The sequence below is a fragment of the Salinispora pacifica CNR114 genome, assembly GCF_000514775.1.
Taxonomy (GTDB): domain Bacteria; phylum Actinomycetota; class Actinomycetes; order Mycobacteriales; family Micromonosporaceae; genus Micromonospora; species Micromonospora pacifica.
The window spans coordinates 1-15,359 of sequence record NZ_AZWO01000004.1; the positions used below are offsets into that span (position 1 = coordinate 1).

The following is a 15,359-nucleotide window of genomic DNA, read 5'->3' on the forward strand; positions in this document are numbered from 1 at the left end:
CCTGGGTTCAACCGGTCGTTGCAACGCTTGTTGGTTGGAGTAACCGTAGCTGCTCGTCGAGAGCTTCGGCGGGTGTCTTCCAGTCGAGGACCTTGCGGGGTCTGCTGTTGATCGCTGTTTGTACGGCGAGGAGGTCTTCGAGGCCCCAGCGGGACAGATCGGTGCCTTTGGGGAAGTACTGGCGTAGTAGCCCGTTGGTGTTTTCGTTCGTGGCGCGTTGCCAGGGTGAGTGGGGATCGGCGAAGTAGACCGCAATGCCGGTATCGATCGTGAACTGGCTGTGGGCTGAGAGTTCTTTGCCGCGGTCCCAGGTCAGTGATCGCCGCAGACCCTCGGGCATGATGGTCATCGTGGACTGGAGTGCGTCCTTCATCGCGATGGCGCCGTAGCCGCCGAGGGCGGGCCCGTTCTTTACCGGCGGGACGGTTCCGTAGCCTTCGATGCGGGGAAGGTGGACCAGGAGCGTGTATCGGCTGGTGCGCTCGACGACGGTTCCGATGGCGGAGCGGTGCAGTCCGATTATCAGGTCGCCTTCCCAGTGGCCGGGGACCGCTCGGTCCTTGACCTCGGCGGGTCGTTGGCTCAAGACGACATCAGCGGTGACATGCCCTTGCGGCCTGTTCCGCGAGCGTTCACGGGGCTTACGCAGCGCCCGACCGGTCCGCAGGCAGGCCACCAGCTCACGCGTGAGCGCGCCGCGCCCTTGGATGTAGAGCGCCTGGTAGATCGCCTCGTGGCTGATGCGCATATCTTCATCATCGGGGAAGTCGACGACCAGCCGTCGACTAATCTGCTCTGGGCTCCAGGCCGCCGCCCAGCGGCGGTCTGCACGGTGCGGCTTGTTCAGCCCTTTCCAGGTCGTCGCAGGGCCGGCGGCAACTGTGCCGTCACGACGGCACAGTTGCCCGCTCAGCCGGGCCTGTACGTACTCCTTCAGCCGCCGGTTACTCGCCAGCTTCGCCGGCTTGGGCCGCCGCGCGGTGACCTGTGCCTTCCACTGCGCCACGGTGGCCCGGTACTCAAGCTTGCCGCTGCGAGTCGCGGCATTGCGCCGCAACTCACGCGAGATCGTGCCCGGGTCCCGCCCGAGTTCCCGGGCGATCGCACGGACACCCTGCCCCTGCGCCTTAAGCAGCGCAATCTCCTCACGCTCGGAAAACGACAGGTAACGGCCGGAAGGCTCGGCCAGACTCAACGGCGGCATGCCACCAGCGTGACGAAACCACCGCACTGCAACAGGCGTCGACACACCGAGCTCAAGCGCTACCTCCTCAGTGCGCTTACCCCGCGCGATCAACCGCCAGAACGCACGCTGCACATGCCGCGCCGGCATCGGCCTGCCCGGCGAACGCATCGCCGGACGCAACGCCCGATCCGCCTGCTGCTGACGTCGCGCCATCCAAACACCTCCATCATCAAAGGTGTTGCGACGACCAGTTGAATTCGCCTTCATCTCCTCGATCAGTGTGGTTACAAACTTGTCTGTCTCGTCCGGGTCAAGAGCCTTTTCCGCTAGCTCTGCCCACACTGCATCGTACGTTTCGGTCTCGCCGGGCTTGTCGAGGTAGAGCGCCCCCGTCAGTGACTCACTGTATATGGTCGACGGCTCGTGTCTACCAGCCTCGTCTGGCGGGAAGTCCAAGATAGTGAACGCCCCCGAAACCGATGCTCGATGCGGCCCTGACGCAAGGGGCAGTGCCCTCACACTGACGTGGGGTCGCTCGTTCGCCTTGAGCAGGTGCCACAACTGCTGTGCCATCGCACCAGGAACAGCGGGGGCGCGCCGTAGCGCTCCTTCACAAATGATCACTTCCAGATGAGGTGGCGGGGGGAAGTGACGCGACAGTAGGCCCTGCCGCTCCATCTTCACCGCCATGCGTCGCTCGACATCCGCATCTTCCAGGTCAGGCCGATCCGCTCGGACCACCGATTCCATGTACGCGTGCGCCTGAAGTAGGCCGGGGATCAACGCCGGCTCGTACTTGCGCACCCGGGTGGCAGCACCCTCTAGGCCCACATACAGCTCAAACCAACCCGGGACGGCATCTCCGTACGCGTGCCACCACCCCTTGGCCTTGGTTTCTCGTGCCAGGGCGACCAAACCTGCCGTCATGTCCGCTGTGGCCTCATAAAGCTGGCAGAGGATCTTGACATCAGTAGCACGAACCGGGACGGATCCCTTCTCAATGCGCCAGATCTTCTGCGGGCTGCACTCCAACTCATCTGCCGCCGCCTTGATCGTGATGTTGGCACTCTCCCGTTGCGACCGCAGAAACCTACCGAGCTGCCTTCGGGGCACCGTGGATCCTGCATCTGATTCCATGGTCCTCCTTCCGTGGCGGAACACCTGCACACGCTCGATGGAATACTTTCCGAGAAACTTCCGCCACGGTCAATATTCTCCAGTGAACGCCGCCAGGGAATATTGCATCACCCTTCCCCCACCTTCAGCATGAAGGCATAGACGGGCCATCAGGAGGATGAGGTGTCCGCAACTGCCGCCGCGTTGACGCTGGCGATTGGCCTGGCAACAGGGCTGTTGATCTGTCTGAAGTCTGGCACTTGGTACCCGACGTGCGGCGAAACGAAGCGCTGCCTGCGGTCCCACGACCACCCCCACTCAGGGTTCGACAGGAGGCAACGATGAACATCGCAGTGGAACTACCAAAACGGGCAGCCCGAGCGACACTCGCTGAATTGACCAATCCTCAGCCTCCGCCCATCGCGTCTGAGGAGGACCTTGAGCTGCTGCTGTCCGGCCTTCGCACGGCCGGTCGGGCCCGCGTCGGCTACACCCAGCACCACACTGACGATGTCCTTGAAGCTGTGCTCACCGGGCTGCGGAGGCTTTGATGGCCGACGACAACCGACCCGAAGAGTTGCGTCCCCGCCGTGACCCGTCCGGCCCACCCCGCTTGCCGGACGGCGACCGGGTGCACCCGGAGTATCCGCCGGACATCAACCCACCCGCTGCCCGCCAGAAGCTGCTGACCGCGCTGATCGTGGTTGTCGTCGTCACCGCCATCGTGATCGGGGTATTCCGGTGACCGCCCGGCTGCATCTGCCCATGCGCCCCTGTGGGGCTGCGAGACCTGTCAGGCCGAGTGGCCATGCCCGCCGGCCCGCGTCGCCCTCCTGACCGCGTATCGCAACAACTGCGTCGCGCTCCGGCGCTACCTGGGCGCACTCTTGGCTGAGGCGGACACCCAACTCTCTCAGGTCCACAAGACATCAGGCCGCTCTCACCGCTTCCTGGCGTGGACCTAGCCACAGTGGCACGATCACCGCCGCTAGCCGCTCCGCGCCTCGCACCAGGGGCCATCCGGCTGCAGCGCGCGAAGCACGGTCAACAGTTCCGGCGGCTCGACTGGATCTGGAAGCGCGGTCAGATCCGTCCACGACACCCACGCATGCGAATGCAGTTCGACCTGCTCGTCCGGGAGCAGACCGGTCCGGGTCAGCGAGGGCCGGTCCACAGCGAAGTACGCCACGAAGAAGTCCTCCGGACCGACATACCGCTTGCCCTTCCACCGCACAGTGCGCTCGACCGGCACCGACCGGTCAAGGACCGCCCCGGGGTCCAGTCCGGTCTCCTCCATCAGCTCCCGTCGTGCCGCCGCCAGCGGTGTCTCGCCGGGCTCGATGCCGCCGCCGGGCGGTTCCCACAGCCACACCCCGTCAACTGGATCATGCCAACGCAGGAGAAGCACGCGGCACGCGGCGTCCAGACAGATCACGCGCGCTGCCGGCCGATAGATTGCCTTCATGACCGCGACCCTAGGACATGTCTCGCCCGGGCTGCACGTCACGACGGCCACGGACAAACACAGCTGACCGCTCCGGAGCGTCACATGACCACCATCGACAAGATCGCCTGGATCCGCCTTGAGAACGGCGCGATCCTCAGCTCCCGATCGCGTGGCAAGAACGTCTACTACATTCCGGGCGGCAAACGAGAACCCGGCGAAGGTGACCTTGATACGCTCATTCGCGAGATTCAGGAAGAACTCAGCGTGACCATCACCCCCGACACCGCTGTGCATGTCGGCACCTTCCGCGCCCAGGCCCACGGACACCCAGACGGAATCACGGTCCAGATGACCTGCTATACCGCCGACTACCAGGGCCTCCTGCGGGCCAGCAGCGAAATCGAGGAGATCGTCTGGCTCACCCACGCCGACCGTCACCGAGTCTCCCCAGTCGATCAGATCATCTTCGATCATCTATACGAGACGGCCCAGCTGCGCTAGCCGCGGGCGGATCCATGGGTCGGATCCGGAAGGCCCGCGTCGCGACGCTCCGAGACGTCGCGCAGGCAGCCGCTGGTGGCTCGGACGGCTGGTTTGACAGCTATGGTGATGGTGTCTAGTGATGTGTCACGAAGTGTGGCGCTTCTGTCCTGCTGTGACGTGTTTCTGCCCTGCCGTGGACCTGTGGTGGCATCGCACCGGAATCAGGCCGTACGGCGGATGATCAGGATGTGATCGGTGACCTCCGCGGTACTCCCGTCCGGTCCCGTCGCGATCCTGCGGGAGGCGTCGGCCCGCTCGACCGTCCAGGTCGCCGAATCCAGCCCGATGTCCTCGGCGACCTCCTGCGGGCTCGGGAACCGGACGCCTGGGTCCTGGTTCCAGGACCACGGCGCGATCGAGCCGTGGTCGACGACCAGCAACCGTCCCTGCGGACGCAGGGCGTGCGCGGCCGAGCGCAGGATGGGCGCCCTGTCCAGATCAAGGGTGGTGTGCAGGTATTGAGCGGAGATCAGATCGAACTGCCCGTGCGGGAGCGAACCACTCAGATCGCACTGCACGGCAACGACCTGGTCGGCGAGACCACGCGCACCGGCTAGGGTAGCCAGCCGCTCGACCGCCACAGTCGAGACGTCGGTAGCGGTGACGCGCCAGCCTTGGCCGGCAAGCCACAGTGCGTCGCCGCCGTTGCCACAACCGAGGTCCAGCGCATCACCGGCTGGCAGGTGCGTGGCGATCTCGGTGAGGCGGACATTGGGTTGCGGGGTGGTGGCCGCCGGTCGGGACAAATACAGATCATTCCAGTACGTGACCGCGTCGGTGGTGGGCATCGGTGAACTCCTCCCGTTGGTGTCCGCCCCAGTCTCGGTGCGTCCCGGCGGCCTGACACGAAATCTTGCTCTTATGGCAAGCTGGACTCCGTGGACCGTGACACGGACGACGTGCTGGACGCGGTGGGGCCACGGCTGCGTGCCTTGCGCCGGCACCGTGGCCTCACCCTCGCTGACGTCTCGACGACAACCGGTGTATCCGAGAGCACTCTGTCCCGCCTGGAGGGCGGGCAGCGCCGGGCGACCCTGGAGTTGCTGCTGCCGCTGGCCCGCGTCTATAACGTTCCGCTGGACGACCTCGTCGGCGCCCCACGGACCGGCGACCCCCGCATCCACCTCACGCCGATCCGACGATTCGGCATGGCCTTCGTGCCCCTGTCCCGGCGCCCCGGCGGCGTGCAGGCGTTCAAACTGATCATCCCGGGCCGGCGGGAACCGGTTGAGCCGACCCTGAAGACCCATGATGGCTTCGAGTGGCTGTACGTGCTCAACGGGCAACTGCGACTGGTACTCGGAGAACGCGACCTCACCCTGTCCCCCGGCGAGGCGGCCGAGTTCGACACGTCGCTGTCACACTGGCTCGGCAGCGCCGACGGCGGGTCGGTTGAACTGCTCATCCTGTTTGACCCGCAGGGGATACGCGCACACATACACGCCGAGCCGCACCAGCCGTCTCGTGCGACGAAGTCCAGCGCCGACACCGGCTGAGGCAGCCAGACTCCTCGGCGCTTGCCGGGTGGTTCCCACCCACTACGACAGTTGGGCCCAATCCACAGCGGGCCGCAACGAACTCGTCACCGCCTTCACCGCCGCCGGGCTGGCCGACCGTCTGGATCTAGGCAGTCGACGCTGAACGGGGCAGAACAACCCCGCACAGGGGGACGGTCCCGGCTGGTCCGGGGCGTCAGCTGCCCCTTCTCACCGCGCCGCCGCAGGTGCCGGGCCACCCGGCTGGGGCACCGCGACGGTGACGCGCCCGACGGTGGTCAACGTCAGATCGCCCTCGGGTGCGCGAACGGATTCCAGCACCTGCGCCGCGTCGTCGGTCGCCGCGTCGAGCCGATCGGCCGGCAGGTGTTGTAGCAGTGCCCGCCCGCCGTGCGACCACATCCACCGCATCCAGTGGTTTACGTCGTGGAACCTGCTCTCGACCCGGTGCTCACTGATCGCGACGACGTCGAGGCCGGCCGCCGCCATCGTCGCCGTGATCGTCTGTTCATCGTCGAATGGGCCGGCAGTCGGCGCGGGCGGCGGCTGCTCCACCGGCAGGTGCGCAGCCAGGGCATCCATCGCCGCGACGAAGGCCGGGTCGTACGCGCCGGGGGTACTCATCACCAGCCGGCCCGTGGGGCGTAGCAATCGCGCGTACGCTCGCAGGGCCTGCTCCGGCTCCGGCAGCAGGAAGACGACCATTCCGGCCAGCACCACGTCGAAGCTGTGGAGCGGGAAGCTCGGCTGTTGGGCGTCGCCAACCCGGACCTCGACCTGGGTCAGGCCGGCGCGGGCAGCGTCGTCGGCGGTGAGCTTCACCATCGTCGGGGCAAGATCGATGCCAGTGACATGGCCGGTCGGTCCGGTGGCAGCGGCGGCGGGAAAGAGAACAGCCCCGCGGCCACAGCCAATGTCGAGGACCCGCTCACCTGGCCGAATGCCAGCACAGCCGACAAGGGCTGTGCCGAATGGTTCGAAGTAGGACACTCCGGTGCGGTCGTAGCTGGAGGCGGCCTGCTCAAACACCTCGACGATCGAGTTCGAACGCGTACTACTCGTCATTGACACTCCTCATCACCCGCACTGCTCGCCTACCGGTCCGGTGGGCTACGAGGGAAGCAGCCCGAGCGCCAAAGCTGGTGAACCCGTCCACGGTCACACGCGATGGTCTCGCTACGGCATCAGGATGACATGCCGAGTCACGAAGCTTTGCCCATCCTCCAGCGGCGACGCCACACCCAATGGCCCGGCCCTCGACAGGCTGGGCCGTTGCGGGTGTGGAGGTTCCCGGAAGCCGGACACCCTGGGGTGTCAGTGCTGCTTGGTCTGCTGCACGAAGGCCTGCCACGCAGTTGGGCCGAACACCAGGGCCAGCCCGGTCGGATCCTTGGAGTCCCGGACACCCACGACCTCAGGAAGGTTGTCCGCGACCTCGACGCAATCGCCATTCGCCCCGCTACGGGTGGACTTGCGCCATACAGCGCCCACTAGGTTGCCCACGGTTGTCAATCTCCTCAGTCAGCATGCCTACAACCTGATCTGCTTCGTGCGAGTCAAGTACCCCTTCGCCAGGTCTGCCGACTGCATCGTACGTTTCGGTCCCGCCGGCCTTGTCGAGTCAGCGCGCCCCGTCAGCTCCGTCAAGCCGGGCCCGCTCGGGAGCGCTGACCGGCGCCCCCGCCGCCACAGCGGCTCACGCAGCGGCCTGCAGCCCCGGGAGCTTGCGCATGTCGTCAAAGACCACTGCGCCCTGGCCCTCCAGTCGGTGCGCAGGGGTCAAGCCGCCCGCGTAACCAGCCCGCGAAGCGGGGATACCGGTTTGTGCGGCCCAGGGTGTGGCGCATCTTCTCGTGCGTACCGCTGGAAGCCAGGCACGTCGGCAGGATGCTCGCGTTGAGCACCTCGTTGACCCCGTCCACGGCAGCTAGCGGCCAACCCAGTTCCGCGCCGCGCGCGATGTTGATGCGGACCGCGATGCGCTCGCTGTCGACCAGCACCCCGTCGCAGTCGAAGATGACAAGCCCGACCGGAGTGGTCATCCGCTGCTCCTACCTGGCATGCTGACCCCCGCCTGTTGCGGCCGGTCACGCCACTCGCCGTGGCGTGCCGAGCTGGGATGTCACCGCGACATGCCTGCGTGATCAGAGAAGATGCGGAGGATTATGAGGCTGGCACGCACATTCAGTGTCGCCGCCGCAGCGGTAGCGCTGGTCCTGTCGCTGACCGGTTGTTCGGACCAACTCGGCGACCGCGGCGGCCGGGAGGGTGCCGCCCCCGACAAGATTTCCGACGTCGACTACGTCGAGGTCTACCGCAACGCCGACAACTTCCCGAACGTGGCGCGGCTCTGCATCGACGGGATTGCGTTTGCGACCACGGCCAGCCGGGAGGGAACGAGTTCCCCGGCGCTGCTCCGCGTGCCGGAGTGGGATCCGCGCTGCCCCACCGCGGCTACCGGGCCAACACCATCCTCGGCGCCCTCCACACCATCGGCAGAAGGCGCCTCCCCCGCCGACTCTTGACCCAGTAGCGGGCGGGTTCAGTCAGTGGAGGTGGTCGCCTCGACCTTGACCGCCCCCGGGCCGGGACACCCGATCCGGATATGGTCCCCCATCTCGCCGAATTCCATGAATTGATCAATCAGCACGGACGATGCCTACTAATAGTCACATTGGATCGCCGATCATCGACCCAGCCGCGCCGCATCGACTGTGATCTAATCCGATCAACGAGCGGCGTCGACTGTTCGGGGCGACACAGGCAGCCGATTACCCAATGCGCAACCCCCTAAATCCCAGGTCAGCACGGCCGATATTGGTGGGTTGATTCTGGGACGGATGTACGCACCATCCCGGCCCGGTACCGGATTGATAACACACCTTCTCGTCCTCATAATTCTGGTGTCACAGTGGCAGACAATTCAGCACCCTCGTGAGCCGAGCGCCCTGAGGAGGCACTCCTATGCGCGGGAAACTCCTGAAAGTGGTAGTAACGGCGACCGCTACCGCCATGCTGGCCACCGCCTGCACCGGTAGCAGCGACGACCCAGCGGAAGGAGACGAGCAAACTGGCGGCACACTGCGGGTCTACGCCGCGGAGCCGAAGTACCTGCTGCCGTCCGCCGCCAGTGACGAGCCGGCGATCTACGTGATCCGTCAGCTCTANGGCGGCACACTGCGGGTCTACGCCGCGGAGCCGAAGTACCTGCTGCCGTCCGCCGCCAGTGACGAGCCGGCGATCTACGTGATCCGTCAGCTCTACCGCGGTCTGGTCAGGTACAACGCCGAAACCGGTGATCCGGAAAACGACCTGGCCGAGTCGATCACCTCGGACGACCGCAAACTCTGGACGATCAAGCTGAAGGACGGCTACACCTTCGACAACGGTGAGCCGGTCAACGCCGACGCCTTCATCCGCGCGTGGAACTTCGCCGCCTACGCGCCGAACGNCCAGGGCAACGGCTACTTCATGAAGCGGATCGCCGGCATCGACGAGGTCCTGCCCAAGGACCCGGACGGTGACGGCCCGAAGGAGGCCCCGGAGCCGACGGCCGAGACGCTGTCCGGCCTGAACAAGGTCGACGACCTGACCTTCACCGTCGAGCTCAAGGANCCNTTCANCGGNTTCCCNACNGTNGTCGGGTATTCGGGATTCTTCCCGATGGCACAAGCCTGCATTGACGACACGGATGCCTGTAACGAGACCCCGATCGGCAACGGCCCCTACAAGATCGACGGTAGCTGGAACCACGAGGTCGAGATCAACCTGGTCCGCAGCGACACCTGGAAGGGTGAGCCGGGCGGAGCCGACGAGATCTACTACCGGATCTTCGCCGACATCAACGCCGCCTACTCCGCCTTCCAGGCCGGCGANCTGGACGTGATGTACNCGATCCCGCCGGAGCGCTTCAANGANGCCAAGGNNANCTACGGCNACCGGCTGTANGAGCAGGAGGGCGACAGCTTCAACTACGTCGGCCTACCGCTGTACNNNGACNNCTTCNAGGACAAGCGGATCCGCCAGGCGTTCTCNATGGCGATCGACCGGCAGTCCATCNTCGACGCCGTCTTCGACGGCCGGTACACCCCCGCCACCGGCTTCGTCGCACCGATCTTCGACGGTGCCCGCGAGGGTGTCTGCACCTACTGCAAGCAGGACGTCGAGNNGGCCAAGAAGCTGCTCGAAGAGGCCGGCGGCTGGCCGGAGGGCAAGAAGCTGACCCTGTGGGCCAACGCGGGNGCCNGCCACGANGCNTGGCTGCAGGCCGTCGGCNACCAGATCAAGTCCGCGCTGGGCNTCGACTACGAGCTGAAGGTCAACCTGCAGTTCTCCGAGTACCTGGAGAAGGCGGACAACCGGGAGTTCACCGGCCCGTTCCGGCTCGGCTGGGGCCCGGACTACCCGTTCATGGAGACCTACCTGACCCCGGTCTTCGGCACCGACGCCGACAGCAACGCCAGCACCTTCAGCAACGCCGATTTCGACAACCTGATGAAGCAGGGTGACTCCGCCCCGAGCATTGGCGAGGCCATCCCCTTCTACCAGCAGGCCGAGGACATCCTGGCCGAGGAACTGCCGGTCATCCCGATGTTCTGGCGTAAGGAGGCGGCGCTCTACAGCGAGAACGTCGACACCTTCGTCTGGAACCAGGTGTCCGGCGCCGCCTACGGTGAGATCACGCTGAAGTAGCAAGCACTGAGCTTCGGCGAGCTGCTCCAACCAGTGGGTCGGGGTGGGCGGCAGCCGTCCGCCCCGACCCAGTCAGGTGACAACAGCGAGGCGGCCCTGGTCGGTGATTTTCACCGACCAGGGCCGTAGCGGTAGCGATTGCGGATGACCCCACCCCCTTCCGGCGACGATCCGACATTCACCGGTCCCGAGCGTGCCCTGGACCGTCGGGTACACGCATGGCTCGAGCATGCTCCGCGTACCGGCTGGAGAGCCTGGGCGGTCGAACTCGCCGCCTTCACCGCCAAGCAGGCGTGGGCCTGCGTGTTCGGCGCCGCGATGCTTACCGTGGTTGTCGCGGCCCGACTGTGGTGGCCCGACGACGTCGCGCTGGCGCGCAACGACGCGCTGACGCTCGCGGCGCTCGCGATCCAGGTGGTCATGGTCACCACGCGGCTGGAAACACTGCGGGAACTCCGGGTGGTGGTCCTGTTCCACCTCGCGGGTACCACCATGGAGATATTCAAGACCGAGGTCGGCTCGTGGGCCTACGCCGACGATGGCGTCCTCCGGCTCGGGCAGGTGCCACTCTTCTCCGGCTTCATGTACGCCGCGGTCGGCTCCTACCTGGTGCGCGTGTATCGCCTGTTCGACCTACGCTTCGACCGCTATCCACGGCAGTGGCTGACTGCCGTGGCGGCGGCGGCGATCTACGTCAACTTCTTCACCCACCACTACCTCGCTGACCTGCGCTGGCTGATCACGGCCGGGGTGGTCGTGGTCTTCGGCCGGTGCGTCATGCACTTCCGGATCTTCCGGCGCCGCCTGCGGATGCCGGTGCTCTGCGCGTTCGGGCTCGTCGCGGTCTTCATCTGGCTCGCCGAGAACATCTCCACCTGGTCGCACGCGTGGACCTACCCCAACCAGGCCGAGGGCTGGCATCCGGTGTCCGCGAGCAAACTTGGGTCGTGGTTCCTCCTAATGATCATCTCGGTGGTGTTGGTGGCGTGGGTGTATCCGCCACGACCCGTCTCCGGTCTGCCCGGCGCCGTGGGGGAACGGGGAGAGTGGGAGGCGGGAGTACCCGGCCACCCGAGCTCCCGCCCCGCCGCTCCAGAGCCGCCCAACACGATCAAATTGGGCTGATCAGTCGAGTTCAACCCAGTCGAACGTACGCCGCACCGCCCGCTTCCAGCGGTCATACCCGGCCTCGCGCTGCTCCGACGACCAGGTGGGCTGCCAGCGCCGGCTCTCGTTCCAGTTCTCGCGCAGTTCGTCGGTACTGCGCCAGAAGCCAACCGCCAGGCCCGCCGCGTAGGCGGCGCCGAGCGCGGTGGTCTCGGCGACCGTCGGGCGACTCACCGGGACACCGAGGATGTCGGCCTGCAGCTGCATGCACAGGTCATTCTCCGTGACGCCCCCGTCAACCTTGAGACGCCCCAGCGCTACCCCGGAGTCCTTCGCCATGGCCTCGGCGACGTCTCGGCTCTGGTAGCAGATCGACTCGAGGGTGGCGCGGGCGATGTGGGCATCGGTGTTGAACCGGGAGAGGCCGACGATCACGCCGCGGGCGTCGGAGCGCCAGTACGGGGCGAAGAGGCCGGAGAACGCGGGCACGAAGTACACGCCACCGTTGTCGTCCACCTGGCGGGCCAGGGTCTCACTCTGCGCCGCCGAGTTAATAATCTTCAACTGGTCGCGCAACCACTGCACGGCAGACCCGGTCACGGCGATCGAGCCCTCCAGCGCGTACACCGGCGGCTGGTCGCTGAACTGGTAGCAGACCGTGGTGAGCAGGCCGGCCTGGGAGCGGACCAGCTCCGTACCGGTGTTGAGCAGCATGAAGTTGCCCGTACCGTAGGTGTTCTTGGCCTCACCCGGGGCGAAACAGACCTGGCCGACGGTGGCTGCCTGCTGGTCGCCGAGATCCCCGGTGAGCGGGACCTCGCCGGTGAACGGGCCGTGGGCGGCGGTGACACCGTAGGAATCCGGATCAGACGACGGTCGGATCCGCGGCAACATCGCCCGTGGAATGCCGAAGAAGGACAACAGTTCGTCGTCCCAGTCCAGCGTCGCCAGGTTCATCAGCATGGTGCGACTGGCGTTGGTCGGATCGGTTACGTGCACGCCGCCCGCGGTACCGCCGGTCAGATTCCACAGCAGCCAGCTGTCGGTGTTGCCGAAGATGGCCTCCCCGCGCTCGGCCGCCTCCCGTGCCCCGTCCACATTCTCCAGGATCCACTGAATCTTGCCGCCGGAGAAATATGTCGCCGGCGGCAGGCCGGCCTTACGCCGAATCACCTCACCCCTACCCGAACGTTCCAAGGCGGAGGCGATCCGGTCGGTCCGGGTGTCCTGCCACACAATGGCGTTGTGGTAGGGCCGACCGGTCCGGCGGTTCCACACCACGGTGGTCTCCCGCTGGTTGGTGATCCCGAGGGCGGCGAGGTCGGTGACGGTGAGGCGGTGCTCGTACAGCACGGTCTGGATGACCGTCTGGGTGCGCTCCCAAATCTCCACCGGGTTGTGTTCCACCCAGCCGGGCCGCGGCAGGATCTGCTGGTGTTCGAGCTGGTGGCGACCCAGGTCGTTACCAGCGTGGTCAAAAATCATGAAACGGGTGCTGGTGGTGCCCTGGTCCACGGCGGCAACGAGATCGGCCATTCGGGGGCTCTCCTTCGCAGATCGTCCGGTTGGGTCGATCAGACGTGAAGCGGCTTGGGTATCGCAAATCGGACGACAAATCGGACAGGCAACAGGTCTGGTTCCGGTGAAAATGATGCATAGGCGCTGCCGGAGTGGAGGAACGGCACGCCCGACATGAATGCCGAACAGGCAGGTGCCCCGGCGCACATCGCGCTCCCCGGCGTCGATACGCCGTGCTTCTCCCAACCGCCGCGGGGCCGGCCGCGCCCCCACTACCGTGCCTCATGTGACTATCCGTCGAATCTCCGTGCCAGCCGTCGTCGTGGCGGTAGGCGCCATCGCCGTATCGCCCGCCGCACCGGCCACGGCCCGAAACCGGACAGCCAACACCGGAGCACAGCCGTGCCCCACTGTGGACGTTTCGACCCGGCCGGCCGGCACACCCTCGCCGCCTCCGGTCGGCCCGGCCGAAGCGGCCGTCGGCGGTGCCGCGCTGGCCACCGCCGGGCTGGCCGTGCCGGCCGGAACCCCGACAGCTCCGGCGGTCACCGCGACCTCCTGGATCGTCGCCGACCTCGGTAGCGGCCAGGTTCTGGGGGGCTGCGGCCCACACGAGCACCGCACCCCCGCAAGTGTGCAGAAGCTCCTGCTCGCCGCGGCCCTGCTGCCCCGGCTCGACCCGACGACGGTCGTCGAGGTAACCCGCGACGACCTGCACGACCTTGACCCGGCGAGCTCGCTGATGGGGGTGGTCGCGGGCGGCCGGTACACGGTTGAGGAGCTGTGGCTGGGGCTGCTCCTGCAGTCCGGTAATGATGCGGCCAACGTACTGGCCCGACTCGGTGGTGGTGCCGCCGGCCGGCCGGGTGGGGTGAAGGTGATGAACGAGGAGGCGGCGCGGCTCCGGGCCAACCAGACCCACGCGGTGACACCGTCCGGTCTGGATGGCACCGACCAGTACACCAGCGCCTACGACCTGGCGCTGATCGCGCGGGCCGCTTTCGAACGCGAGGACTTCCGGCGGTACATCGCCACCCGTGCGGCGAACCTGCCGTCCGCGCCGGGCCGCTCCGCGCTCACCCTCACCGGCGACAACACCCTGCTGGGCAGCTATCCGGGGATGGTCGGCGGTAAGACGGGCTTCACCGACCTGGCCCGGCAGACCTACGTCGGCGTGGCCGAACGCGACGGCCGTACGCTCGCGGTGACCCTGCTCGGTGCGGAGAACGCGCCGCTGGGCAGCCTGGGTGAGGCGACGGCGTTGCTGAACTGGGGTTTCGCTCTCGCCCCCGACGAGACGGTCGGCCACCTGGTCAACCCGGATCAGGCGAAGAAGGACGAGAACAAGGACAAGCTGGTCGCCGCTGTCGGCGACGAGGGCGGAACTGGCGCAGGACCCGGGGCGCTGGTGTCGGTCGTGATCGGCAGCGTGGCTGCCCTGGGGACCGTCCTGGTTGGCGTCTTCGCTGGATGGCGGCGGGCCAGTCGGCGCATGGCCGACTGACGCTCAGGTCACCCTCGACAGCGCCGCAAAGAGCTCCAGGTGGTTGGCGGCGTCGCGCGCGAGAAGAAAGCCGATGATGCCCACGATCCAGCCCGTGGTCTCGGCCGCGTTTCGGACCATCCACCGGTTGACCGCCGCAAGCACCGGCTGCACCAGCCCGGCCGCGACCAGGCGTGCCGCCAGCAACACGAGTGCGGGCAGCACCATGACGACGCAGTAGCCGGCGAGCACGGCGACGCTCGCGGGTAGCGTCAGCGCGGACGCGCCGAGCAGCCCGATAGCCGCCAGGTAGGGAAGCATCGTGGTGGCTTCCAACGTCACGGCAGCCATGGCCAGCCCAACCAAAGCCGAGGTGGATTCGCGCCCGGACATGGCCCGCTCGCGCCAGCGCAGCAGGCGGCCCGGCTGGGGGGCACCCGACCCGCGCTTGCGGCCGACGACCAGGCCGAGACCGAGCAGTCCGATCCCCACCACGAGTTGCGCCACCCGGAACGGCGTAGTTTCCAGCACGGGACGCACCTCTTCGAGCAGGGCCGCCGCACCGACGAGCAACACCACGCCGAGCACGAGATAGCAGGCGGCGACCGTGGCGAGGAAGACCAGCAGCCGGCTCGGACGCAGTCGACCCGGCGCCAGCATCATCCAGATCGGGATGAGCAGCGTTCCGAAGCTGGTGCTGTCGATCAGAGCCAGGACGACGAGCGATCCGATCAGGGCCAGATCCACGGTGTGCTCCCCCTCCGAGTCACG

General features: G+C 66.8%; 16 protein-coding genes and 2 pseudogenes. 9 read left to right on the forward strand and 9 right to left on the reverse strand.

All coding sequences use genetic code 11. The annotated features are described in order from the left end of the window. Positions 1-7: 7 nt before the first annotated feature. Both B118_RS0102135 and B118_RS29770 read right to left on the reverse strand, forming a co-directional pair. On the reverse strand, positions 8-1,399 hold the full coding sequence (locus tag B118_RS0102135) for an IS30 family transposase (protein WP_028192378.1): 1,392 nt from the start codon (positions 1,397-1,399) through the stop codon (positions 8-10). A 51-nt stretch (positions 1,400-1,450) separates the two neighbouring features. Next, positions 1,451-2,323, reverse strand: a pseudogene (locus tag B118_RS29770) (helix-turn-helix domain-containing protein); the annotation flags it as partial. A gap of 320 nt (positions 2,324-2,643) precedes the next feature. Between B118_RS29770 and B118_RS0102145 the strand changes: the two are divergent. Continuing rightward, positions 2,644-2,853: a hypothetical protein gene (locus B118_RS0102145; RefSeq protein ID WP_018219557.1), complete on the forward strand. Its 210-nt coding sequence runs from the start codon at positions 2,644-2,646 to the stop codon at positions 2,851-2,853. After that, a complete protein-coding gene (locus B118_RS0102150) occupies positions 2,853-3,047 on the forward strand; it encodes a hypothetical protein (RefSeq protein WP_018813173.1) in 195 nt (64 codons plus the stop codon). The genes B118_RS0102145 and B118_RS0102150 overlap by 1 nt, the downstream gene beginning before the upstream one ends. 243 nt (positions 3,048-3,290) lie before the next feature. Here B118_RS0102150 and B118_RS0102155 read toward each other — a convergent pair whose 3' ends face one another. Continuing rightward, positions 3,291-3,767, reverse strand: coding sequence for an NUDIX hydrolase (locus tag B118_RS0102155; RefSeq protein WP_018219555.1), 477 nt, complete (start codon positions 3,765-3,767; stop codon positions 3,291-3,293). A gap of 84 nt (positions 3,768-3,851) precedes the next feature. On the opposite strand from B118_RS0102155, the gene B118_RS0102160 reads away from it, so the two are divergent. Next, the gene (locus tag B118_RS0102160; RefSeq protein ID WP_018813175.1) at positions 3,852-4,250 is read left to right on the forward strand and encodes an NUDIX hydrolase; all 399 of its coding nucleotides are present in this window, start codon (positions 3,852-3,854) and stop codon (positions 4,248-4,250) included. Positions 4,251-4,453: 203 nt separating this feature from the next. Here the strand turns inward: B118_RS0102160 and B118_RS0102165 are convergent, their stop codons facing one another. Next, entirely contained in the window at positions 4,454-5,080 is a 627-nt protein-coding gene (locus B118_RS0102165; protein WP_018813176.1) for a class I SAM-dependent methyltransferase, read from the reverse strand. A 90-nt stretch (positions 5,081-5,170) separates the two neighbouring features. Here B118_RS0102165 and B118_RS0102170 point away from each other — a divergent pair, with 90 nt between their 5' ends. Beyond that, positions 5,171-5,788, forward strand: a complete 618-nt coding sequence (locus B118_RS0102170; protein WP_028192310.1) for a helix-turn-helix domain-containing protein — start codon at positions 5,171-5,173, stop codon at positions 5,786-5,788. Continuing rightward, a pseudogene (locus tag B118_RS29780) lies at positions 5,784-5,933 on the forward strand (MBL fold metallo-hydrolase); the annotation flags it as partial. The gene B118_RS0102170 and the pseudogene B118_RS29780, both read left to right, overlap by 5 nt. 65 nt (positions 5,934-5,998) lie before the next feature. On the opposite strand, the gene B118_RS0102180 reads toward B118_RS29780, so the two are convergent. The 3 genes from B118_RS0102180 to B118_RS27835 form a co-directional block, all read right to left on the reverse strand. Beyond that, positions 5,999-6,853: a class I SAM-dependent methyltransferase gene (locus B118_RS0102180; protein WP_018813179.1), complete on the reverse strand. Its 855-nt coding sequence runs from the start codon at positions 6,851-6,853 to the stop codon at positions 5,999-6,001. 249 nt (positions 6,854-7,102) lie between these two features. Next, complete coding sequence (locus tag B118_RS0102185; RefSeq protein WP_026271070.1) at positions 7,103-7,291, reverse strand: DUF397 domain-containing protein; 189 nt, start codon at positions 7,289-7,291, stop codon at positions 7,103-7,105. 233 nt (positions 7,292-7,524) lie between these two features. Then, complete coding sequence (locus tag B118_RS27835; RefSeq protein ID WP_050573301.1) at positions 7,525-7,830, reverse strand: HAD family hydrolase; 306 nt, start codon at positions 7,828-7,830, stop codon at positions 7,525-7,527. A 123-nt stretch (positions 7,831-7,953) separates the two neighbouring features. Here B118_RS27835 and B118_RS0102195 point away from each other — a divergent pair, with 123 nt between their 5' ends. From B118_RS0102195 to B118_RS0102210, 3 genes are all read left to right on the forward strand, one after another. Further along, entirely contained in the window at positions 7,954-8,313 is a 360-nt protein-coding gene (locus B118_RS0102195; protein WP_018219546.1) for a hypothetical protein, read from the forward strand. A gap of 439 nt (positions 8,314-8,752) precedes the next feature. After that, positions 8,753-10,480 carry a peptide ABC transporter substrate-binding protein gene (locus B118_RS0102205; RefSeq protein ID WP_028192311.1) on the forward strand — a complete coding sequence of 576 codons (1,728 nt, stop codon included), beginning with the start codon at positions 8,753-8,755 and terminating at the stop codon, positions 10,478-10,480. 144 nt (positions 10,481-10,624) lie between these two features. Continuing rightward, positions 10,625-11,605 carry a DUF817 domain-containing protein gene (locus tag B118_RS0102210; protein WP_018219542.1) on the forward strand — a complete coding sequence of 327 codons (981 nt, stop codon included), beginning with the start codon at positions 10,625-10,627 and terminating at the stop codon, positions 11,603-11,605. On the opposite strand, the gene glpK is transcribed toward B118_RS0102210, so the two are convergent. Further along, positions 11,606-13,123: a glycerol kinase GlpK gene (gene glpK, locus B118_RS0102215; protein ID WP_018810625.1), complete on the reverse strand. Its 1,518-nt coding sequence runs from the start codon at positions 13,121-13,123 to the stop codon at positions 11,606-11,608. Between the two features lie 268 nt (positions 13,124-13,391). On the opposite strand from glpK, the gene B118_RS0102225 reads away from it, so the two are divergent. Then, positions 13,392-14,609 carry a D-alanyl-D-alanine carboxypeptidase family protein gene (locus tag B118_RS0102225; RefSeq protein WP_026270536.1) on the forward strand — a complete coding sequence of 406 codons (1,218 nt, stop codon included), beginning with the start codon at positions 13,392-13,394 and terminating at the stop codon, positions 14,607-14,609. A 3-nt stretch (positions 14,610-14,612) separates the two neighbouring features. Here B118_RS0102225 and B118_RS0102230 read toward each other — a convergent pair whose 3' ends face one another. After that, entirely contained in the window at positions 14,613-15,335 is a 723-nt protein-coding gene (locus B118_RS0102230) for a GAP family protein (protein WP_018810623.1), read from the reverse strand. Positions 15,336-15,359: the final 24 nt, after the last annotated feature.